This is a genomic window from Micromonospora sp. WMMD1128 (assembly GCF_027497235.1).
Lineage (GTDB): Bacteria > Actinomycetota > Actinomycetes > Mycobacteriales > Micromonosporaceae > Micromonospora.
Map to the genome: position 1 here is coordinate 3431823 of NZ_CP114902.1, position 19151 is coordinate 3450973.

General features: G+C 72.5%; 22 protein-coding genes. 15 read left to right on the top strand and 7 right to left on the bottom strand.

Features of this window, described 5'->3' with window-relative positions:
- The first annotated feature begins 96 nt into the window (after nt 1-96).
- The 6 genes from O7602_RS15695 (at nt 97) to O7602_RS15720 (ending at nt 4680) form a co-directional block, all read left to right on the top strand.
- A complete protein-coding gene (locus O7602_RS15695; protein WP_281583380.1) occupies nt 97-1497 on the top strand; it encodes an MBL fold metallo-hydrolase in 1401 nt (466 codons plus the stop codon).
- Between the two features lie 107 nt (nt 1498-1604).
- Complete coding sequence (locus O7602_RS15700; RefSeq protein WP_281583381.1) at nt 1605-2192, top strand: rhodanese-like domain-containing protein; 588 nt, start codon at nt 1605-1607, stop codon at nt 2190-2192.
- Complete coding sequence (locus O7602_RS15705) at nt 2189-3085, top strand: sulfite exporter TauE/SafE family protein (RefSeq protein ID WP_281583382.1); 897 nt, start codon at nt 2189-2191, stop codon at nt 3083-3085. Before O7602_RS15700 ends, O7602_RS15705 begins: the two co-directional genes overlap by 4 nt.
- Nucleotides 3024-3632, top strand: a complete 609-nt coding sequence (locus O7602_RS15710; protein ID WP_281583383.1) for a class I SAM-dependent methyltransferase — start codon at nt 3024-3026, stop codon at nt 3630-3632. Before O7602_RS15705 ends, O7602_RS15710 begins: the two co-directional genes overlap by 62 nt.
- A gap of 84 nt (nt 3633-3716) precedes the next feature.
- A complete protein-coding gene (locus tag O7602_RS15715) occupies nt 3717-4427 on the top strand; it encodes a spermidine synthase (RefSeq protein WP_281583384.1) in 711 nt (236 codons plus the stop codon).
- Nucleotides 4428-4500: 73 nt separating this feature from the next.
- Nucleotides 4501-4680, top strand: coding sequence for a hypothetical protein (locus O7602_RS15720; RefSeq protein WP_281583385.1), 180 nt, complete (start codon nt 4501-4503; stop codon nt 4678-4680).
- Nucleotides 4681-4730: 50 nt separating this feature from the next.
- Here O7602_RS15720 and O7602_RS15725 read toward each other — a convergent pair whose 3' ends face one another.
- Nucleotides 4731-5696 (bottom strand): RNA polymerase subunit sigma-70, encoded by a 966-nt coding sequence (locus tag O7602_RS15725; protein ID WP_281583386.1) that lies wholly within the window; start codon nt 5694-5696, stop codon nt 4731-4733.
- A 116-nt stretch (nt 5697-5812) separates the two neighbouring features.
- Between O7602_RS15725 and O7602_RS15730 the strand changes: the two genes are divergently transcribed.
- Nucleotides 5813-6373: a dihydrofolate reductase family protein gene (locus tag O7602_RS15730; RefSeq protein WP_281583387.1), complete on the top strand. Its 561-nt coding sequence runs from the start codon at nt 5813-5815 to the stop codon at nt 6371-6373.
- Between the two features lie 124 nt (nt 6374-6497).
- Nucleotides 6498-7595 carry a winged helix DNA-binding domain-containing protein gene (locus O7602_RS15735; protein ID WP_281583388.1) on the top strand — a complete coding sequence of 366 codons (1098 nt, stop codon included), beginning with the start codon at nt 6498-6500 and terminating at the stop codon, nt 7593-7595.
- 87 nt (nt 7596-7682) lie between these two features.
- On the opposite strand, the gene O7602_RS15740 is transcribed toward O7602_RS15735, so the two are convergent.
- The 3 genes from O7602_RS15740 to O7602_RS15750 form a co-directional block, all read right to left on the bottom strand.
- Nucleotides 7683-8351 carry a hypothetical protein gene (locus tag O7602_RS15740; protein ID WP_281583389.1) on the bottom strand — a complete coding sequence of 223 codons (669 nt, stop codon included), beginning with the start codon at nt 8349-8351 and terminating at the stop codon, nt 7683-7685.
- Nucleotides 8352-8369: 18 nt separating this feature from the next.
- On the bottom strand, nt 8370-9008 hold the full coding sequence (locus tag O7602_RS15745) for a class I SAM-dependent methyltransferase (RefSeq protein ID WP_281583390.1): 639 nt from the start codon (nt 9006-9008) through the stop codon (nt 8370-8372).
- Nucleotides 9009-9082: 74 nt separating this feature from the next.
- The gene (locus O7602_RS15750; RefSeq protein ID WP_281583391.1) at nt 9083-10033 is read right to left on the bottom strand and encodes a LysR family transcriptional regulator; all 951 of its coding nucleotides are present in this window, start codon (nt 10031-10033) and stop codon (nt 9083-9085) included.
- 91 nt (nt 10034-10124) lie between these two features.
- Here O7602_RS15750 and O7602_RS15755 point away from each other — a divergent pair, with 91 nt between their 5' ends.
- Nucleotides 10125-11477 carry an MFS transporter gene (locus O7602_RS15755; protein ID WP_281583392.1) on the top strand — a complete coding sequence of 451 codons (1353 nt, stop codon included), beginning with the start codon at nt 10125-10127 and terminating at the stop codon, nt 11475-11477.
- Here the strand turns inward: O7602_RS15755 and O7602_RS15760 are convergent.
- Complete coding sequence (locus O7602_RS15760; RefSeq protein WP_281583393.1) at nt 11369-11758, bottom strand: OsmC family protein; 390 nt, start codon at nt 11756-11758, stop codon at nt 11369-11371. The genes O7602_RS15755 and O7602_RS15760 overlap by 109 nt on opposite strands.
- A gap of 87 nt (nt 11759-11845) precedes the next feature.
- Entirely contained in the window at nt 11846-12454 is a 609-nt protein-coding gene (locus O7602_RS15765) for a class I SAM-dependent methyltransferase (RefSeq protein ID WP_281583394.1), read from the bottom strand.
- 241 nt (nt 12455-12695) lie between these two features.
- Here O7602_RS15765 and O7602_RS15770 point away from each other — a divergent pair, with 241 nt between their 5' ends.
- The 4 genes from O7602_RS15770 to O7602_RS15785 all read left to right on the top strand — a co-directional run bounded on the left by O7602_RS15770 (nt 12696) and on the right by O7602_RS15785 (nt 17725).
- The gene (locus O7602_RS15770) at nt 12696-12875 is read left to right on the top strand and encodes a hypothetical protein (RefSeq protein WP_281583395.1); all 180 of its coding nucleotides are present in this window, start codon (nt 12696-12698) and stop codon (nt 12873-12875) included.
- A gap of 189 nt (nt 12876-13064) precedes the next feature.
- The gene (locus tag O7602_RS15775) at nt 13065-13670 is read left to right on the top strand and encodes a YdeI/OmpD-associated family protein (protein ID WP_281583396.1); all 606 of its coding nucleotides are present in this window, start codon (nt 13065-13067) and stop codon (nt 13668-13670) included.
- 301 nt (nt 13671-13971) lie between these two features.
- On the top strand, nt 13972-16671 hold the full coding sequence (locus tag O7602_RS15780; protein ID WP_281583397.1) for an RICIN domain-containing protein: 2700 nt from the start codon (nt 13972-13974) through the stop codon (nt 16669-16671).
- 97 nt (nt 16672-16768) lie between these two features.
- The gene (locus O7602_RS15785) at nt 16769-17725 is read left to right on the top strand and encodes a sulfotransferase (protein ID WP_281583398.1); all 957 of its coding nucleotides are present in this window, start codon (nt 16769-16771) and stop codon (nt 17723-17725) included.
- Between the two features lie 7 nt (nt 17726-17732).
- On the opposite strand, the gene O7602_RS15790 is transcribed toward O7602_RS15785, so the two are convergent.
- A complete protein-coding gene (locus tag O7602_RS15790) occupies nt 17733-18272 on the bottom strand; it encodes an ATP-binding protein (protein WP_281590332.1) in 540 nt (179 codons plus the stop codon).
- A 78-nt stretch (nt 18273-18350) separates the two neighbouring features.
- Here O7602_RS15790 and O7602_RS15795 point away from each other — a divergent pair, with 78 nt between their 5' ends.
- On the top strand, nt 18351-18758 hold the full coding sequence (locus tag O7602_RS15795) for a nitroreductase family deazaflavin-dependent oxidoreductase (RefSeq protein ID WP_281583399.1): 408 nt from the start codon (nt 18351-18353) through the stop codon (nt 18756-18758).
- A 33-nt stretch (nt 18759-18791) separates the two neighbouring features.
- Nucleotides 18792-19148, top strand: coding sequence for a nitroreductase/quinone reductase family protein (locus O7602_RS15800; RefSeq protein ID WP_281583400.1), 357 nt, complete (start codon nt 18792-18794; stop codon nt 19146-19148).
- The last annotated feature ends 3 nt before the right edge of the window (nt 19149-19151 follow it).

Genomic DNA, 19151 nt, shown 5'->3' on the forward strand with positions numbered 1-19151 from the left:
CGCGACGTGGGCGGGTAATCCGCGCCCGAACCCGGGCCGGAGTCTGCGCCCCGCATACCCCCCGGGGTATAGCGGGCGAGGAGAGGAGAACGAGACATGACCGCAGAGGTGTCCGTCATCGCGACGTCCTCGCTCGGCGACCGCAGCTACCTGGCCTCCGACGGCCGGACGGCAGTCGTGGTCGACCCGCAGCGCGACATCGACCGGGTCCTGCACCTGGCCGGCGCCAAGGGGGTGCGCATCACCCACGTGGTGGAGACCCACATCCACAACGACTACGTCTCCGGCGGCCTGGAACTGGCCCGGCTCACCGGCGCGCGTTACCTGGTCGCCGCCGCCGACCAGGTCGGCTTCGACCGGACGCCGGTGGCCGACGGCGACGTGGTGCCGGTCTCGGACGACCTGCGACTGCGGATCGTCGGCACGCCGGGCCACACGTTCCACCACCTGTCGTACGTGCTGGACCAGGCGAGCGACGGCGGCTGGACGCCGATCGGCGTGTTCACCGGCGGCTCGCTCCTGTTCGGCACCACCGGTCGCACCGACCTGCTCGGCCAGCGACACGCCCACGAGCTGGCGCACCACCAGCACGCCTCCGCGCGCAAGCTGGCCGACCTGCTGCCCGACGGCGCGCAGGTGTGGCCGACCCACGGCTTCGGCAGCTTCTGCTCGGCCAGCCAGGCCGACGCCCCCGAGTCGACCATCGGCCGGGAGAAGGACGTCAACCCGGTGCTGCGACTGGCCGCCGACCGGTTCGTCACCGAGACGCTCGCCGGCCTGGACGCCTACCCGGCCTACTACGCCCACATGGGCGTGGCCAACGCCGCCGGTCCCGCACCGGTGGACCTCACGCCGGTGGCCCGCGCCGACGCCGCCGAGCTGCGCCGCCGGATCGCCGCCGGCGAGTGGGTGGTCGACCTGCGGCACCGCAAGGCGTACGCGACGTCGCACCTTGCCGGCACCGTCAGCCTCGGCCTGGACGGGCCGATGTCGACCTGGCTCGGTTGGTTGATCGACTGGGCCGTCCCGATCACGCTCCTGGCCGAGACCCCCGGCCAGGTCGCCGACGCCCAGCGGGAACTGGTCCGGATCGGGATCGACCGGCCCGCCGCCCAGGCCACCGGTGCGCCTGAGCGGTGGGCCACCGCACCGTCGGAGCTGCGTGACCTGCCCGTGGCCGACTTCGGCGCCCTGGCCGACGCGCAGGCCGGGAACACCCCGGCCGGCCTACCGGACCCGCAGGTCGTCCTCGACGTCCGGATGACGAACGAGTGGACGGCCGGGCACGTCGACGGCGCGGTCCACGTCCCGCTCCCCGACCTGCCCGCGCGACTCGCCGACGTCCCCGCCGGGACGGTCTGGGTGCACTGCGGCTCCGGCTACCGGGCCACCGCCGCCGCGTCCCTGCTGGCCAACGCTGGTCGGGACGTCGTGCTGATCGACGACGCGTTCGGCCGGGCCGAGGCGGCCGGCGTCCGCATGGCGCCCGCCGCCTGACCTCCCCTGCCCCGCCCGGCCGGCGCGCCGACAGCGCCGGCCGGCGATGCCCCCTGCCCGCGACGGCTCCCGCCGACCCGGTGGCCGTCCGCCCCCGAAGGAGAACCATGACCACGACCAACCCGTCGACCGTCGACGCGACCACCTTGCGCGAGCTGATCGCCACCGGCCACGCCCCCCGGATGCTGGACGTCCGCACCCCGGGCGAGTTCGAGACCGCACACGTCCCCGGCGCCTACAACGTGCCCCTGGACCTGCTCCGGGAGCACCGCGACGAGCTGCGCAACCACCTCGACGAGGAGGTGGTGCTGATCTGCCGTTCCGGCGCCCGCGCCGCTCAGGCCGGGCAGACGCTCGCCGCCGCCGGCCTGCCCCATCTCCGGGTGCTCGACGGCGGCATGCTCGCCTGGCAGGCCACGAACGCCCCGGTCAACCGGGGACGCCCGCGCTGGGACCTGGAACGCCAGGTGCGGCTCGTCGCCGGCTCGATCGTGCTGGCCGCCGTCGTCGGCTCGGTGTGGCTGCCCGGCCTGAAGTGGGTCGCCGGGTTCATCGGCGCCGGCCTCACCGTCGCCGCCGTCTCGAACACCTGCGCCATGGGCATGCTGCTCAGCAAGCTGCCCTACAACCGGGGCGCGAGCTGCGACCTGGACACCGTCGTCGGCCAGCTGCGCGACACGGGGCGGCGGTCGTGACCGCCCTGGCGCTGACCCTGGTCGGCGCGGTGCTGATCGGGGTGAGCCTCGGCCTGCTCGGCGGCGGGGGGTCCATCCTCGCGGTGCCGCTGCTGGTCTACGTCGCCGACCTGCCCGCCAAGGAGGCCATCGCCACCTCGCTGCTCGTCGTCGGCGCCACCAGCGCCGTCGGCGTACTGCCGCACGCCCGCGCCCACCGGGTGCGCTGGCGCACCGGGCTGGTCTTCGGCCTGGCCGGGATGACCGGCGCGTACGCCGGCGGCCGGCTGGCCGAGTTCGTCCCGGCGAACGTCCTGCTCACCGCGTTCGCGCTGATGATGCTCGCCACGGCGGCGGCGATGATCCGCGGTCGCCGCCCGGCCGCGGGCCGGCCCGTGCCGCACGAGCTGCCGGTGTTCCGGGTCGTCCTCGACGGAATCGTCGTCGGCCTGGTCACCGGTCTCGTCGGCGCCGGCGGCGGCTTCCTGGTGGTGCCCGCCCTGGCGCTGCTCGGCGGCCTGCCGATGCCGGTGGCGGTCGGCACCTCGCTCGTCGTCATCGCGATGAAGTCCCTCGCCGGCCTGGCCGGCTACCTGTCCAGCGTCAGCATCGACTGGGGCCTGGCGACCGCCGTCACCGCCGCCGCGATCGTCGGCAGCCTGCTCGGCGGCCGGCTGGCCGGCCGGATCCCGGAGGACGTCCTGCGCCGCGCGTTCGGCTGGTTCGTCGTGGTGATGGGCGTGTTCGTGCTGGCCCGGCAGTTGCCGCCGGTCGCCGGACTCGGGCTGGCCGTTCTTGCCACGGCCGGTACGGTCACGGTGGCGGTGTGGGGCCGCCGAAGAAGGGATTACTGTGGACAGTCGCGCCTGGGACGACAGGTACGCCAACGCATCCGGACTGGTGTGGACCGCTGAACCCAACCGCTTCGTGGTCGAGTCGGTCGCCGGTCTGAGTCCCGGCTCAGCGCTGGACATGGCCGCGGGCGAGGGGCGCAACGCGGTCTGGCTCGCCGGTCAGGGGTGGCGGGTCAACGCGGTGGACTTCTCGACCGTGGCCGTCGAGCGAGGGCGTGAGCTGGCCGCCGCGCGGGGCGTCGCGGTCGACTGGCGGATCGCCGACGTGACCGCGTACCGGCCGGTGCCGGGCAGCTACGACCTGGTGCTGATCAGCTACCTGCACCTGCCCGGCGCCGACTTCGCCGGCGTGCTCGCCGCGGCGCGCTCGGCGCTGCGTCCCGGCGGCACGCTCGTGGTCGTCGGCCACGACCTGGCGAACCTGGACGGCGGCACCGGCGGCCCGCAGGACCCGAGCGTGCTGCTCACCCCCGAGGCGGTGGTCGACGGGCTGGCCGGGCTGCGCATCCGGCGGGCGGAGACGGCCCGCCGACCGGTGTCGACCACGGACGGCGGCACGGTCGACGCGCTGGACACCGTGGTGGTGGCCAACCGCCCCGCCGGCTGAGCCACCGGCGGCGGTCGTTCCCGCCGGCCACCCCGGTGCCGGCCGGTAACATCCCGGGGACGGGATCGGCGGAGGGGACACCGGGTGGGCGTGCGTTTCGAGGAACTGGCCTGGCGGGAGACGCCGATCGGGGAGATCAGCCTGCGCCGCCGACACGACCCGGCACTGCACGCCGACGTGTACGAGGTGAAGCTCGGCGACGAATACCTCATGTCCAGCGCCTTCCCGGTGGCGGAGATCGAGCTGGCCCGGCTCGGGCTGGCCCCGCTCACCGGGGAGTCGCTCGACGTGGTGGTCGGCGGGCTCGGCCTCGGCTACACCGCGCGCACCGCGCTCGAGGACTCCCGGGTGCGCTCGCTGCTGGTGGTCGAGGCGATCGAGGACGTGATCGACTGGCACCGGCAGGACCTGCTGCCGTTCGCCGCCGGCCTGGCGGGGGACCCGCGTACCCGCTTCGTCCGGGCGGACTTCTTCGCCGCGGTCGCCGACGGCGGCTTCGACCCGGACGAGCCCGGGCGGCGGTTCCACGCGGTGCTGCTCGACGTGGACCACTCCCCCCGCCACGTGCTGCACCCCGGCCACGCCTCGTTCTACACGGTCGAGGGGCTGCGTCGGCTGGCCGCGCTGCTGCACCCGGACGGGGTGTTCGCGCTCTGGTCGAACGACCCGCCGGACCCGGAGTTCCAGCGCACGCTGACCGAGGTGTTCCCGACCTCGGTGGCGCACGTCGTCCGGTTTCCCAACCCGTTGCAGGGGCGGGAGGCGGCGAACACCGTCTACGTGGCGCGACGTTGACCGTCGGCGGCGGGCATGCTCGCTGGCGCAGTGGGAAAGCGCCGGGCGCACCGTAGGAGACGGGAGGCACCACATGCGTGCGTTGCTCTGGGTGGTCGGCGTGGTCGCCGGCGTCCTCATCCTGCTCGGGCTGCTGCTGGAGGCGGTCCGCTGGCTCGTGATCATCGGCGTGATCGCGCTGGCCGCGGTCATCATCTTCGGCATCCTGAAGACCCGGCGGGTGGTGCACCACCACTCGACGCCCCGCCGCTGAGCTGGTCGGAGGACCTGCCCGCAACCGTGAGCCGTCGGCCGGTACGGATGTCACACGGCGAGGTGGGCGTCGACCGTGTGCGGCAACTCGAACAGGCCGAACACGGACGGATCGGCGAACGTCACGCAGCGCCGGATCAGGCCGTCCCGCACCGTGAACACCTGGACGGAGTGGGCCCGGCCGCCACCGGTCGCCGGGTCCGGCGCGTACGCGGCCAGGGCCGGACTGCCGTTGGCCGCCACCGCTCGCAGCCGCCAACCGTCGCCGCGCATGGCGAAGACCCGCGCCATGAACTCGCGGTAGTGCGTCCGGCCGGCGAGCCAGAGCGGCACCGGAGGCATCTCCAGCACCACGTCGTCGGCGAGCAGCCGGGTCAGGCCGGGCACGTCGGCCGCCTCGAACGCGGTCAGGTAACGCTCGACCGTCGCCTGCTCGTCCGGGTCGGCGGGCTCGCGCCACTCGTCGAGGACCGGCCCGGCGGCCCGCAGGCTCGCCCGGGCGCGTTGCAGGCTGCTGTTCACCGAGGCGACGCTGCTGCCCAGGGCCTGCGCCACCTCGGTGGCGGGCAGTTGGAGCACCTCGCGCAGCAGCAGCACGGCCCGTTGCCGCGCCGGCAGCAGTTGCAGCGCCGCGACCAGGGCGAGCCGCAGTCCGGCGCGCTGCTCGGCGGCGTCGGCCGGGTCACCGAGCCGGGTGTCCGGGAACGGCTGCAACCAGGAGACGTGCCGGCTCGGCACCAGCGGCGCGTGCGGGTCGTCGCCGGGCGGGCCGAGGCCGCTCGGCAACGGCCGCCGGGCCCGCCCCGCCAGGGCGGTGAGGCAGGCGTTCGTGGCGATCCGGTGCAGCCAGGTGCGCAGCGACGCCTGCCGCGGGTCGTACCTGTCGGCGGCCCGCCAGGCCCGCACCAGCGTCTCCTGCACCACGTCCTCGGCCTCGTCGACGGAGCCGAGCATCCGGTAGCAGTGCGCCAGCAGATCGCCGCGGTACGCCTCGTGCTTCGTCGGGTCCCCCGCCACCCGTGCGAGCCTACGCGGAACTCCCTGCCCGGGATGCGATGAGTTCCGCGCGTGGCGCCGGTATGTGCGGGTGAGGGCGGCCCGACCGGAGCCGCCACGACCGCAGGGAGCCTTCGATGGGCGACGTCATCGTCATTCAGTTCGTCACGCTTGACGGCGTGGTCTCCGACCCCGACGGGCGCGGCGGGACCGACCACGGCGGCTGGGCGTTCCGGTACGGGCCGGAGGCGGTCGCCGGTGACAAGTTCCGCCTCGGGCAGCGGATGGAGCGCGGCGTCCAGCTCTACGGCCGGCGGACCTGGGAGCACTTCGCCGGGCTCTGGCCGAGCCGGGACGGGGACTACCCCCGGCTGATGAACGCCGTGCCGAAGCGGGTGGCGACCCGCACCGGCATCGACGCGACCGCCTGGTCGAACTCGGCGGCGATCGACGGCGACCCGGTGGCCTGGGCCGTCGACGAGCGAACGCGCCGGGACGTGGTGGTGATCGGCAGCCTGAGCCTGGTGCGGGCGCTGGCCTGCGCCGACGTGGTCGACGAGTACCGGCTGATCACCTTCCCGACGGTCCTCGGCCGGGGTGACCGGCTCTTCGCCGACGGCCCGCCCGCCGACTTCCGGTTCACCGCGGCCGAACCGGTCGGCGCGGCCACCTTGACGGTCCTACGCCGCACCCGGTGAGCAGCTCGGTCTCCGCGCCGATCGGGGACCGGGGAGTGCGCTGAGCAGCCGCCCGCCGTCGTCGGCGTGCCGGCACCTGTCGCGTCCCGCGGTCGGTGTCGGTACCGGCGCCTACGCTGTGGCGATGGTGGACCGTCGGCAGGTGATGAGCTTCCGCGTCCGGGCCCAGCAGCTCGACCGCGCCAAGGGTGCGCTTGACGACACGACCGTGCTCGACCTCGGGGTGCAGGACACCGGCCCCGACGGCGGCCGGTGGGCGCTGGCTTTGCGCGGGGTCGACGTCTCCGCGCCGGCCGACGACGAGCTGGTCGTGCTGTGGACCGTGCGCGGCGCCCCCCATCTCTACCGCCGTGCCGACGTCGACCGGGTGGCAGCCGCGGTGGAGCCGTTCTCGTACGCCGACGCGGCCAAGCGCATCTACGACGCGGCCAAGCCGTTGCGGGCGGCCGGCATCGGGATCCTCGACGCGCTCGACGAGGTGGCCGCCGGCATGCGGTCGATCGTCACCGAGCCGACGGTCAAGGGTGACGTCTCGGGCCGTCTCGCCACGATGCTGCCCGAGCCCTACCTGCGCTTCTGCCGGCCGTGCGGTGTCACCCACATCTACGAGATGCCGTTCCGGCTGGCCGCCGTGCGCGCCGGGTTGGAGCTGGCGCCCGGCACCTCGCCGCCGGTCCTGCGCCGCATTCCGCGGTTCCGTCGGGCGGCGGCCCCGGGCGAGCGATTCGACCTGGTCCGCGCCTACCTCCGGCTGCTCGGCCCGGCCACGCCGAAGCACGTGGCCGACTACCTCGACGCCCCGGTCAGGGACGTGAAGGCCCGCTGGCCGCAGGACGTGGTGGAGGTGACCGTCGACGGCGAGACCCGCTGGCTCCTGGCCGCCGACGAGGCGGCGTTGGCGTCGGCCGGGAGCACCGGGGTCCGCCTGCTCGGCCCGTTCGACCTGTTCCTCCAGGCGAAGGACCGGGCGACGCTGGCGCCGGACGCGGCCCGGGCCAAGGAGTTGTGGCCGGTGCTCGGCCGACCGGGCGCGGTGTTGATCGACGGCGACCTGGTCGGCGCCTGGCGTCCCCGCAAGTCCGGCACCCGCCTGACGGTCACCGTCCAGCCGTGGCAGAAGCTCCCCGACAGCCGCCGCCGGGCCGTCGTCGAGCAGGCCGAACGCCTCGCCGCGCACCGCTCGGCCACCCTCGCGGGCGTCGAGTTCGCCGACTCCCGCTGATCATGAAGTTGACTGCCGGGAGAGCGCTCCCCCAGGCCGCCAACTTCATGATCGTCAAGCCTTTCGCGCCGGCTCGCGTCGATCGACTCAGGTGAAGCACTCGATCGTCGCGGGGATCAGGCCGTGGCGTCGGACGACGTCGGTGAGCCGGTGGAGCAGCGGGCGCAACGCCTCCCGGTCGAGCGGCTCGGCCGTCACGTCCAGGCACCATGCCACCCCACCGCCGACGCGACGCAGATCCCAGCGCAACGCCGTCCCGTCGAGGTGCAGCCGACCCGTGCCGACCACACCCGGGTCGGTGCCCCCGTCGAGACGCAGGGCCACCCGCAGGCCGGTCAACCGCTCGGCGTCGAGGTCACCGGCGAACAGCACCCGGTGCACGGCCGGGCCGAAGCCGAGCCGCAGCGGCGCGGTGGCCGCCAACGGCACGTCGTCCCGGAAGCGGTCGCGCAGCGCGTCGTCGTCCGGCAGCACGCCGCCGCCGAGCCGGCGGTAGGTCTCCTCCGCGTCGGCGCGGGTGACCGCGCGCACCCGGGCGCGCACGTCCGGGTTCGCGCGGACGGCCCGCGTGAACGCCGCCGCACTCCACCAGCCGCCGTCCGCAGGCGTCCAGCCGGCGGTACGCAGGCGCGTGGCGGACAGGTCGTCGGCCAGCTCGAACTCCTCGACCAGCAGTCCGACCGGCGCGGCCGGGCCCAGCAGGTAGTAGTCGAGCGTGGACGGGGCGACGACCGACGTCGCCAACGGCTGGGTCACCCCGGCACGGTAGCGCGCTCACCGGTGGGCGAAGACGAACCCGCCCGCGACACCCGGGGCCGGGCGGTGCGTCATCTCCGCCGCCACGGTGAACCCGGCGGCGTCCAGCCAGGCCGCGACCCGCTCCGGCGGGCGGCGGTGCACGTGGACGCGCATGGGGTGACCGCCGTATCCCTCGGTCTTGAGCCGGCTGCCGTCGCCGGCGTGGAACCCGAGCAGCACGACGCCGCCGGGCCGCAGCACGCGCCGGAACTCGCCCAGCACCGCCGGCACCTCGCCGTCCGGGACATGGATCAGCGAGAACCAGGCGAGCAGCCCGGTCAGGGCCTCGTCGGCCAGGTCGAGGCGGGTCATGGTGCCGACCTCGAACCTCAGGCCCGGATGGTCCCGCCGGGCCATCTCGATCATCCGCGGGGACAGGTCGACGCCGAACGCGTCCAGTCCGAGGCCGTGCAGGTGAGCGGTGAGTCGACCCGGCCCGCAGCCGACGTCCGCGACCGTCCCATGCCCCCGCGCCCGCACCAGCTCGGCGAAGAGCGCGAGGACGCCGCGCTGGAACGGTTCCTCGGCGAGCGCGTCGCGCAGCATCTCGGCGTAGCTGGCCGCCACCGTGTCGTAGGAGATCCGGGTGTCGTCGAGCCAGCCGGGTGCGTCCATCGCCGTACCCTAGCCACCGCCGCCGCCACGGCTGCGATCCGGTGCCACCGCTCCCGGGACCGGCCGGCGGCGCGTCACCGCGACGCCGCCGCCGGGCTGAGCCTCGGCCAGGACGGGCGCCACACCGGACCGGGCGGCGGCGGCAGGCCCGCGAGGTGGTCGACGAGCGGCCCGAGCGCCGGGTGCGGGGCGGTCGCGGCCAGCATGAGCGAGATCGGGTACGCGAGCGTCGGGTTGATGATCGGGATGCGGCGCAGGTCGTGGCCGGCCGGCCAGAGGTGGCGGTCCCGCGCGCCGACGAAGGTGGCCAGGTCGGCGGTGTCGGCCAGCGCGTCGAGGAGCACCTCGACGCCGAAGTTCGGGCCGGTCGCGTCGATGCGCAGGTCGAAGGCGGTGGCCACTTCGTCGTAGAACTCGGACCATTCGCTGCGCGGGACGATGCCCGGCACCCAGATCCGGAGCTTGCGCAGGTCGGGCGGGCTGAGGGTGCGAGCGGCGGCGAGCGGGTGCCGGGGGCCGACGAGGAGTTCCAGCGGGTTGTCGAAGGCGTGGACCATCCGTACGCCGGGCGGCAGCGTCGCCGGGTCGGTGACGGTCCGGAAGGCGGCGTCGAGGTCGCCGGCCCGGACGGCGGCGGCGACCAGGTGCGGGTCGTCGACCCGGAACGTCACCACGTCGAGGTCGACGCCGGGTCGCGACCGCCAGTAGTCGTGCAGGATGACGGCCTGCGCGCTGCGCAGGCCGAGCACGTCGATCCGCAGCGCCCGCGAGCCGGACCGGACCGCGGCGACGGCCCGGTCCGCGGTCGCGACGACGTCCCGGGCGTGCGCGAGGAACGCCTGGCCGTCGAGCGTCAGCTCGACCCCTCGGGCGGTACGGGTGAACAGGCGGACCGCCAGTTCCCGCTCCAGGGCGGCGACCCGTTTCGAGACGGCCTGCTGGGTGACGCCCAGTTCGTCGGCGGCGTGTCGCAGCTGCCCCAGCTCGGCCGCCCGGACGAACGATCGCAGTGCCTCGGTGTCCACCGGCCCACCCTAGGGCCGCACAACCGATGGTTGTGGCTCGCCGGTCGCCGGTTGTTTGCTCCCGCGCCGCCCCGGCCGGTCTGATGCGCGGATGCGCGAGAATCTGGGCCCCGACTTCGGCCGGCTGTGGTCGGCGTACGCGGTCAGCACGTATGGCACGTGGCTCGCCTTCGGGGCGTTTCCGCTGCTCGCGGTGCAGGTGCTGCACTCGTCGGCGTTCGCGGTGTCGCTGCTGGAGGCGGCCGGGCTGGCCGTCGCGGCGCTCGTCGCGCTCCCGCTCGGCCCGTGGGTCGAGCACCGACGCAAGCGCCCCGTGATGATCGCCATGGACGTGGTCCGGTTCGCCGCCATGGTGAGCGTGCCGGTCGCGTACGGCCTGGGTCTTCTCTCCTACGGGCAGTTGCTCGTCGTCGCGGTGGTGACCGGGACGGCGGGCATCGCCTTCACGGCGGCGTCCGGCGCGTACCTGAAGCATCTGGTCCGCGGCGACCACCTGGTGGTGGCGAACGGACGGTTCGAGGGCACGAGCTGGGTGGCGATCGCGGCCGGTCCGCCGCTCGGCGGCGCCCTTGTCGGGCTGCTCGGTCCGGTCGTCACCGTCACCGCCGACGCGGTGAGCTACCTGCTGTCCGCGCTGGCGGTCCGCCGCATCCGCGGCGACGACGTCGCGGCGCCGTGGGCCGGCGGGTCGCGCGCCGCCGCGCTGGCCGCCGGCTGGCGGTTCATCCGGTACGACCCGGTGCTGCGGCGGCTCTTCCTCAACGCGGCGCTGGTCGGCGGCCTGATCACGGCCACCGTGCCACTGCTGGCTGTGCTGCTGCTCGGCGAGTACGGCTTCCCGGCCTGGCAGTACGGTCTCGCCTTCGGGGTGCCGGCGCTCGGCGGCTTCGTGGGCGCCCGGCTCTGCCCCCGTCTGGTGCGGCGGTACGGGCCGCACCGGGTGCTGACCGGGTCCGGCTGGCTGCGCTCGATCTTCCCGCTCGGTCTCGCGTTGGTCGGGCCGGGCCTCGCCGGGCTGCTCACGGTGATCGTCGTGGAGGCCCTGCTGATCACGTGCATGGGGGTGTTCAACCCGATCCACGCCGCCGAACGCCTGCGGCGCACTCCCCCGGACCGGGTCGCCCGGGTGCTGAGCGCGTGGAGTGTCGGCAGCCGGCTGACGCAGGCCGCGTCGACGCTGGTGTGGGGTGTGCTGGCCACGGTCATCGGCCCGCTGGCCGCGATCGTCGTCTCCGGTGTGTGTCTGCTCGCCACCCCGCTCCTGCTGCCCGGCGCGGCGCTCATGCGGTCGCAGAGCATCGGTCAGACCCGGGTCGAGCTGCCGATCCGGAGGGTTCAGCGGCGCTCCACCGGGGCTCCGGCGCGGATGGCGCGCGGGATCTCCGCCACCTCGTCGACGCGGTCCAGCAGCCGGTCCAGGTCGTCGGCGGGCGCGGGTGAATGAAGCTCGACGTGGTAGGTGATGCCGGTGGACGCCCAGGTCGTCGTGTCGAAGCCCCCCGCGGCCGTGACGCGCACCCCGTCGACGCGGATGCCCATCTCGCCCGCCTCGCGGTACACGTCGTTGAGCACGCAGCCCGCCGCCGCGACGTGCAGGAGGTGGGCCCCGGTGAAGTCGGCGGTGACCGTCACGCCCTCCGCCGTCCACCGGTGGGGGAACCGGACCGTTTCGGCGGCACCCGACCGGTACGAGCCGGCGCCGACCACCACTTCGAACTCGCCCACCGGCTCGCCCCGTTCGCTCGTACCACGTCGGACCCGGCCATTGTGCCCCCGCCCGGGGCGTCCGGCCAGGAGTGCGACGCACAGGCGTCAGCCGGCGGTCCGCGTCGCCGCGACGGCGGCGTGCGGCCGGCGGACGCCGTCGCCGGGCCGGTGCACCCGTTCCACCTCGCTGAAGCCGGCTCGGGCCAGCCGTTCGGAGAACTCGTCGACCGGCCAGCGGTAGGCGGTGACGACCTTGTGGTCGAACGCGGCGACCTCGTCGCCGACGAAGATGCCCAGCACCACCGTGCCGCCGGGCGCCACGACCCGACGGAACTCGGCGAGCACCGCGTCGAGGTCGTCGGGCGGCAGGTGGATCACCGACCCCCAGGCCAGGATGCCGGCGGCGGCGTGGTCGGCGACGGCGAGGCGCGCCATCGAGCCGAGCACGTAGCAACCGTCCGGGTGGCTGGCCCGCGCGTGGGCGATGAACTCGCCGACGAGGTCGAAGCCGATCGCGTCGACGCCCTGCGCGCGGAGGAAGTCGGTGAGGTGGCCGGGTCCGCAGCCCAGGTCGAGCACCGTGCCGGTCCGGCCGCCGAGGTGACGTCGGATGAAGGCCCGGTCGTCGGCGTGGACCTGCTCACTCGTGCCGAACAACGCGATGTACTGGTTCGCGACGGCGGCGTACGCCCGGCGCACCTGCTCGGTCCTCATGCCCCGACCCTAGAGCCCCGGTCACGGTCCTTCGCGGTAGGTCAGGCGATCAAGGAGTTGGGACATTGTGGAGATCGTCTTCGACGCGAACTCCTTGATCATGTCGACGAGGGGGGGGTGGGCTAGGCTCGGGTGGTGGCCTTCGAGCAGCCTTTGACCATGCGCTGGCCGTCGCTTGACGACGAGCGTCGACTGCCACTGGTTTCCTGATCGGCGGCGGACGGGATGGGGGGCGGACGGGATGGGACGGAAGGGCACGCTGATCCTGCTGGCGGGTGCCGTCGTCGTCGGTCTCGTCAGTCTTGTGATGGCCATGCTCGACCCCTCCCGGGTCGGCTCCTGGGCGACCGCCCTCGGCATGGCCTGTGTGGCGAGCGCGCAGGTGCTCCGGCTGCGGGAGCTGAGAAAGCGCGGCCGGTGAGACAGCGGCCTCAGGGCCGCAGGTAGCCGGACAGCCGATCAGCGAGTTGCTTCGGGCGGCTGAGCGCCACCGAGTGACCGCCGCGGATCAACACGAACGTCGCCATGCCCGAAGCGTCGCACGAGGGCCCGACATCTCGTCGACGGACGGACGGTCTCGTGCGTCGTACCCTCCGGTTAGCCTTCCGTCATGCCGAGCCCCGAGCTGGACGAGTTGGTCGTCGCGGACGCCGAGGAGCTGCGCGCCTGGTTGTCGGCCCACCACGCCACCTCGCCCGGCGTGTGGCTGGCCCTGACCAGAAAGGGCGGCACCGTGACGACGCTGACCTGGCAGCAGGCGGTCGACGAGGCGTTGTGCTTCGGCTGGATCGACGGGCAGGCCCGCCGGCGGGATCAGGAAAGCTCCTGGATCCGGTTCACCCCGCGCCGGCCCCGCAGCGGGTGGTCGCAACGCAACGTCGCGCACGTGGCGCGGCTGGAGGCGGCCGGGCGGATGCAGCCGGCGGGCCGCGCCGTGGTGGAGGCCGCGAAGGCGGACGGGCGTTGGGCCGCCGCCTACGCCCCGTCGTCGGAGGCCGAGGTGCCGGCCGATCTGCTCGCCGCGATCGCCGCCGATCCCGCTGCCCAGGCCATGTTCGACGTGCTCACCAGGACCAACCGGTTCGCTCTCGCCCACCGGCTCAACGCTGTGAAGCGGGCGGAGACCCGGGAGCGGAAGATCGGCGAGTTCGTCGCCATGCTGGCCCGCCACGAGACCCTCCACCCGCAGAAGGCCAGGCCCTCCGCCACGCCCTGACCGACGATCAGTTGTGCATAGACGTCTGATGATTGTTGCGTCCGGCGTCTCCGACGCCTACGCTCCAAAACGGAATTCTGTGACCATGGGCGAGAGATTGCGAACGGGCGGCGGACGTTCCCGGTGGCACGGTGAGTGCGGCCGGTCGGGTGAGCTTCGCTGCTCGTAGGGCACGTATGACCTTGCCTCTGCATGTCGCTGCCCCTTGCCAAGGAACCCGCCATGGTCGGAATCGCCAGGTAGCCCCCAGGATGACTGTCCAGCGACCATCTCCTTCGGCGGTAAGCGAAAGGAATGGCACGTGAGATCAGACGTCTCCACCGTTCGACGGTTGCTGCTCGCGGTTGCGCTTGTGGTCGCCTCCACGCTTCCGGCGGTGCTCGTGAATCAGTTGCCGGCTTCGGCCGCCGTCCAGCAGACCTACTACGTCGCCCCGGACGGGAACGACGCCGACCCGGGCACGCTCCAGTCGCCGTTCAAGACCCTGCAACGTGCGCGGGACGCCGTGCGTACGGTGAATTCGAGCATGACCGGCGACATCCAGGTATATCTGCGCGGCGGTAGTTATCCGGTGAGCAGCACGATCGAGTTCGGCGCGGCCGACTCCGGCACCAACGGTCACCGGGTCGTCTATTCCGCCTACCCGAACGAGACGCCGGTGCTCGAAGGTGGTGTGCAGGTGACCGGGTGGACCCAGCACAGCGGCAACATCTGGAAGGCGCCGCTCGACCGCGCCAACAAGTTGCGGGCGCTCTACGTCAACGACAAGCGGGCGTACATGGCGTCCAAGACGATCGGCTCGGCCGGCTGCTACGGGACGTACACGGTCACGGCCGGGCAGGCCGCGTGGGCCTGGGAGTCGGGGTCGCAGTGCGACGGCGCCAAGTACAGCCTGAACGACTTCCCCGCGATCGCCCGCAACGCCGACGACATCGAGATCGAGACGGCGACGACCTGGACCACCGCCATCGTGGGGGTCCGGCAGGTGACCACGAGTTCCGACGGCGCGAACCGGGTGGCGCTGTTCCAGCAGCCGGGCGCCGCCATCGCCCAGGGCGCGTTCAACGGCAACGCCCAGACGGGCGGCTCCCACAAGGTGATGAACGCCTACGAGTTCCTGGACACGCCTGGTGAGTTCTACTTCGACAAGAGCGCCCGGACGGTCTACTACTACAAGAGCAGTGCCGAGAACATGGCGACCGCGTCGGTCTTCGCGCCGAACAACGTGACCACGCTGCTGCGGGTCGCCGGCACCTCGACGAGCAGCCACGCGCGCAACATCACGTTCTCCGGGCTCACCGTGCAGCACTCCGACTGGAACCTGTTCACCGTCGCCGGCTCGTCGTACAAGCAGGCGCAGCAGGGCAACCTCGGGGCGTTGGCGTACGCGAAGAAGAACTTCCACGACTACTACTACCGCAACGTGGACGTCACTCCCGGCATGATCCAGGTGGAGAACGCCGACGGTGTCCGCCTGGAGCGCAACCGGATCCAGCACACCGGCGTCGACGGCGTCAACATGGTCAACGACGTGCAGAACAGCCAGTTGGTCGGGAACGTCACCAACGACATCGCCGGCTCGGCGATCACCGTCGGCCATCCCCAGCACGTCTACATCGGCGACGGGACGTCGACCAACCGGGAGAAGTGGTCCCCGCAGGTCGAGGGGCTGCCGAAGAACATCGAGATCCGCAACAACTACCTCTACGACAGCGCGGTGCTGTTCAACGGGCACAGCCCCATCTCGGCGTACTTCGTCGACACGCTGACGGTGCAGCACAACCGGATCGAGAAGTCACCGTGGTCGGGCATCACGCTCGGTTGGGGCTGGTGGAACTTCGACGGGTCATCGGGCTCGATCGCACCGAACCGGCCCACAACCACGGCACGGAACAACACCATCAGCTACAACCACATCATCGACACCGTCCAGCGACTCAGCGACACCGCACCCATCTACACCCTGGGCAGCCAGCCGGGGACCACGATCACCAACAACTATCTCCAGGGCGTGCCGTCCGGTCACAAGTACGGCCTGCACCCGGACGAGGGTTCGGCGTACATCACGTTCCGTGACAACGTCCTGAGCGTGGACAAGAACATCACCTGGCTCATCAACTCCGACGACTTCGGGCGCAAGCACGACCTGAGCATCACGCAGACCTACGGCCCGATCAACAAGGTCTCGAACAAGAACCTGCCCAACAGCACGGTCAACGACATCCTCGTCTCCTCCGACTACGTCTGGCCGGCCCCGGCGTACGCCATCGCGGTCAACTCCGGCCTGGAGGACGCGTACCGGGACATCGTCCCGGCGGCCGACCTCTCCCTGCCGAACCATGTTCTGCCGGCGAGCACCTTTGTCACCAGCGGGACGTCCTCCATCCCGATCCGGAGCGCCGGCGACGCGACCAGGACGGTCTGGTTGGCGCCCGCCGGCACGACCACCTTCACCGCCGGTCCGACGATGACCCGGGCCGGGGGCACCGCCACCTCCATCGCCGTGCCGACGACGCAGGGCGAGTACCGGCTGTACGTGGTCGACGCGCAGGGCGGCCGGTCCGCCGAGTCGGGTTCGATCGTCCGGCAGCAGGGCACCGGCGGCGGCCAGCAGGGTGGCCGGCTCGTGGGTGGCCAGTCCGGTCGCTGCGTCGACGTGCCCAACTCCTCCACCACGAACGGCACCCAGGTGCAGCTGTGGGACTGCGGCGGCGGCGCGAACCAGCAGTGGACCTACGGCGCCAACAGGCAACTGACCGGGTACGGCAACAAGTGCCTGGACGCGAACGGCGCGGGCACGACGAACGGCACCACGGTCATCGTCTGGGACTGCCACGGCGGCACCAACCAGCAGTGGAACGTCAACGCCAACGGCACGCTCACCAACGTCGCGTCCGGGCTCTGCCTCGACGCCAACGGCGCCGCGACCGCAAACGGCACGAAGATCATCCTCTGGTCGTGCAACGGCGGCGCGAACCAGCAGTGGAGCCTCCGCAACTGACCGGACACAGCCGGGGCCGGGTCACGCGACCCGGCCCCGGCGCGGCTCCGGCAAAGTGACTTGCACGGTCACCAGGTTGAGGCTTTGACTGCTTGCCATGCCTACCCCCGCACCGGTCTTCGTCGCCGGCACGGGCCGTTCGGGGACGTCACGGATCGCCGACATCATCGGCGAACACCCGCTGATCCACCGGATTCCGATGGAGACCCGGTTCATCGTCGACCCGGGTGGCCTACGGGACCTGGCCGACGCGCTCACCCACCGGTACGACCCGATCGTCGGTGAGGACGCCCTGCACCGGCTCAGCGACCTGCTCACCGTACGAATCCCCGGCCGGCGCGACGACCGTGGCGGTACCGTCCCCGAACTGGTCGGCGAGCGGCGCTACCGGGACGCGGTGCACCGGCTCTGGCCACGGTTGGTCGCGTGCGCGTACGACGAACCCACGCCCGCGGAAGGCTTCGGCGACGCCGACCGGCCCGCCGGACCGTTCGCGCCGCCCAGCCGGCGGCGGATACTCCCCCGGCATTTCCGCGACCGGGACGAACTGCTCGGCATCCTGCGTGACCTGGTCGACACCATGTTCGGCGGGGCAGCCGTCGACGCGGGCAAGCCGACCTGGTGCGAGAAGACACCGTTCAACCTGCTGTGCATGGATTTCCTCTGGGAGCTGGTGCCCGAGGCGACGATCGTGCACATCAAACGGCACCCGCTCGCCGTGCTCGCGTCCCACCTGGCCCAGCCGTGGGCGCCACCCACGGTCGACGGCGCGCTCGCCTACCTCACGGCGGTCTACCACCGGTGGCTCACCTGGAGGAACACGGTCGACCTCACCGGCAGGCGGTACGTCGAGGTGAAGGCGGAGGATCTCGCCGCGGACTGGCCGGGTCAGCGCCGCGCCCTGTTCGCACAGCTCGGAGTGGACGACGCCGTCACCGTCGCCACGTTCCAGTCGCACAAGCTTGCGCACCGCGACAACCAGTTCGACGACGAGACCCGCGAATACGTCACGGCAGCGCTCGGCACGATCATCACCGCCATGGGGTACGAGTGACGGGCAGTCAGGAGACCGACGGCGGCCAGCGGTGAGTGCGCCACTCGTGCCACGTCGCGAACCCGGCCGGCGGGTCACCGATCGGTTCGCTGCCGTCGAGTTCGCCGGGCGTGGGGATCTCGATGGCGGCGGCCCACGCGGCGAGTTCCTCGTCGGACATGGGCCACGTCGTGTGCGGCGCTTCGGCTTGGCGCCTGTCGAGTCGTCTGCGCTGTTCGGCCGCGGTGAGCGCGAAGTAGCGCATCTCCACCGTCGCGCCGAGGTCCGCCGCGGCCTGCCGCAGGGCGGAACGCTCGGCCCGACTCCAGAGGCCGAAGTCGATCACCACGTTGGTGCCGAGTTCGAGGGCGCGCAGCCCGATCTGGATGAGCCGTCCTTCGATCACATCCGAAGCCGACGGCGGGTTGTCGTGCCCGTAGAGAGCCTTCACCCATTCGTCCTTCGTGAGGCGAAGTGCCTTCCGCTCGATCTCGATGCGTCGAGCGGATGTGGTCTTTCCGGTGCAGGGGAGCCCGACGGTCAGGAAGAGTGTTGGTTGCCCCATCATCACCCGTTTCCCGCCGTGCCTCGGTCGACAACGTCAGGATAGGGTTCACGGGGCCGGTTCATGGGGCAAGGAGTAGTCGTGAGCGACTGGAACGACAAGATCATCGAGGAGTTCCGTGCCAACGGCGGCCAGGTGGGCGGCCAGTTCGCCGGCGCGCCGCTGCTGCTGTTGCACACCGTCGGCGCGAAGAGCGGCCAGCCTCGCGTACACCCGATGATGTATCAGAAGCTCGACGGCGGCTGGGCCGTGTTCGCGTCTAAGGCCGGCGCGCCCACCAATCCCGACTGGTATCACAACGTGCGCGCCCAGCCGCGGGTCCGGGCGGAGATCGGCACGGACACGGTCGAGCTGGTCGCCCGGGTCGCCGACGGGGACGAGCGGGAACGGATCTGGAGCGCGCAGAAGGCCGCGTACCCGGGCTTCGCCGACTACGAGCGGAAGACCAGCCGCGAGATCCCGGTGGTCGTGCTGGAACCCGCGCCTTGACGTGAAGCCCGGTCGAGGTCGGATCATCGGCGCATGTCGGTGACGGACGAGGCGCGGCGGGCACTGGATCGGCAGCAGACGGTGGACATCACCACCATCGGGCGGCGCAGCGGCCAGCCGAAGCGAATGGAGATCTGGCGCTACCGGGCCGCCGGCCGCTACTGGCTGACCGGCAGCCCGGGCGCGCGTGACTGGTACGCCAACCTGCTCGCGCATCCCGCGTTCACGCTGCACCTGACCGGCCTGGACCTTCCGGTACGCGGGCGCGCGGTGACCGACCCGGACGAACGGGCCCGCGTGTTCGGGGAGATCGTCCCGACGCTGGACTGGGCCGGCAGCCTGGAGAGCTGGCTCGCCGGAAGCCCGCTCGTGGAGATCGAGCTGACCTGATCG

What these genes read in the sequence shown, in the direction of transcription:
- O7602_RS15790 (WP_281590332.1), bottom strand. Translation starts at nt 18,272, where the DNA reads ATGATGGGGCAACCAACACTCTTCCTGACCGTCGGGCTCCCCTGCACC.
- O7602_RS15735 (WP_281583388.1), top strand. Translation starts at nt 6,498, where the DNA reads ATGGTGGACCGTCGGCAGGTGATGAGCTTCCGCGTCCGGGCCCAGCAG.
- O7602_RS15755 (WP_281583392.1), top strand. Translation starts at nt 10,125, where the DNA reads ATGCGCGAGAATCTGGGCCCCGACTTCGGCCGGCTGTGGTCGGCGTAC.
- O7602_RS15785 (WP_281583398.1), top strand. Translation starts at nt 16,769, where the DNA reads ATGCCTACCCCCGCACCGGTCTTCGTCGCCGGCACGGGCCGTTCGGGG.
- O7602_RS15695 (WP_281583380.1), top strand. Translation starts at nt 97, where the DNA reads ATGACCGCAGAGGTGTCCGTCATCGCGACGTCCTCGCTCGGCGACCGC.
- O7602_RS15765 (WP_281583394.1), bottom strand. Translation starts at nt 12,454, where the DNA reads ATGAGGACCGAGCAGGTGCGCCGGGCGTACGCCGCCGTCGCGAACCAG.
- O7602_RS15800 (WP_281583400.1), top strand. Translation starts at nt 18,792, where the DNA reads ATGTCGGTGACGGACGAGGCGCGGCGGGCACTGGATCGGCAGCAGACG.
- O7602_RS15720 (WP_281583385.1), top strand. Translation starts at nt 4,501, where the DNA reads ATGCGTGCGTTGCTCTGGGTGGTCGGCGTGGTCGCCGGCGTCCTCATC.
- O7602_RS15730 (WP_281583387.1), top strand. Translation starts at nt 5,813, where the DNA reads ATGGGCGACGTCATCGTCATTCAGTTCGTCACGCTTGACGGCGTGGTC.
- O7602_RS15770 (WP_281583395.1), top strand. Translation starts at nt 12,696, where the DNA reads ATGGGACGGAAGGGCACGCTGATCCTGCTGGCGGGTGCCGTCGTCGTC.
- O7602_RS15700 (WP_281583381.1), top strand. Translation starts at nt 1,605, where the DNA reads ATGACCACGACCAACCCGTCGACCGTCGACGCGACCACCTTGCGCGAG.
- O7602_RS15745 (WP_281583390.1), bottom strand. Translation starts at nt 9,008, where the DNA reads ATGGACGCACCCGGCTGGCTCGACGACACCCGGATCTCCTACGACACG.
- O7602_RS15775 (WP_281583396.1), top strand. Translation starts at nt 13,065, where the DNA reads ATGCCGAGCCCCGAGCTGGACGAGTTGGTCGTCGCGGACGCCGAGGAG.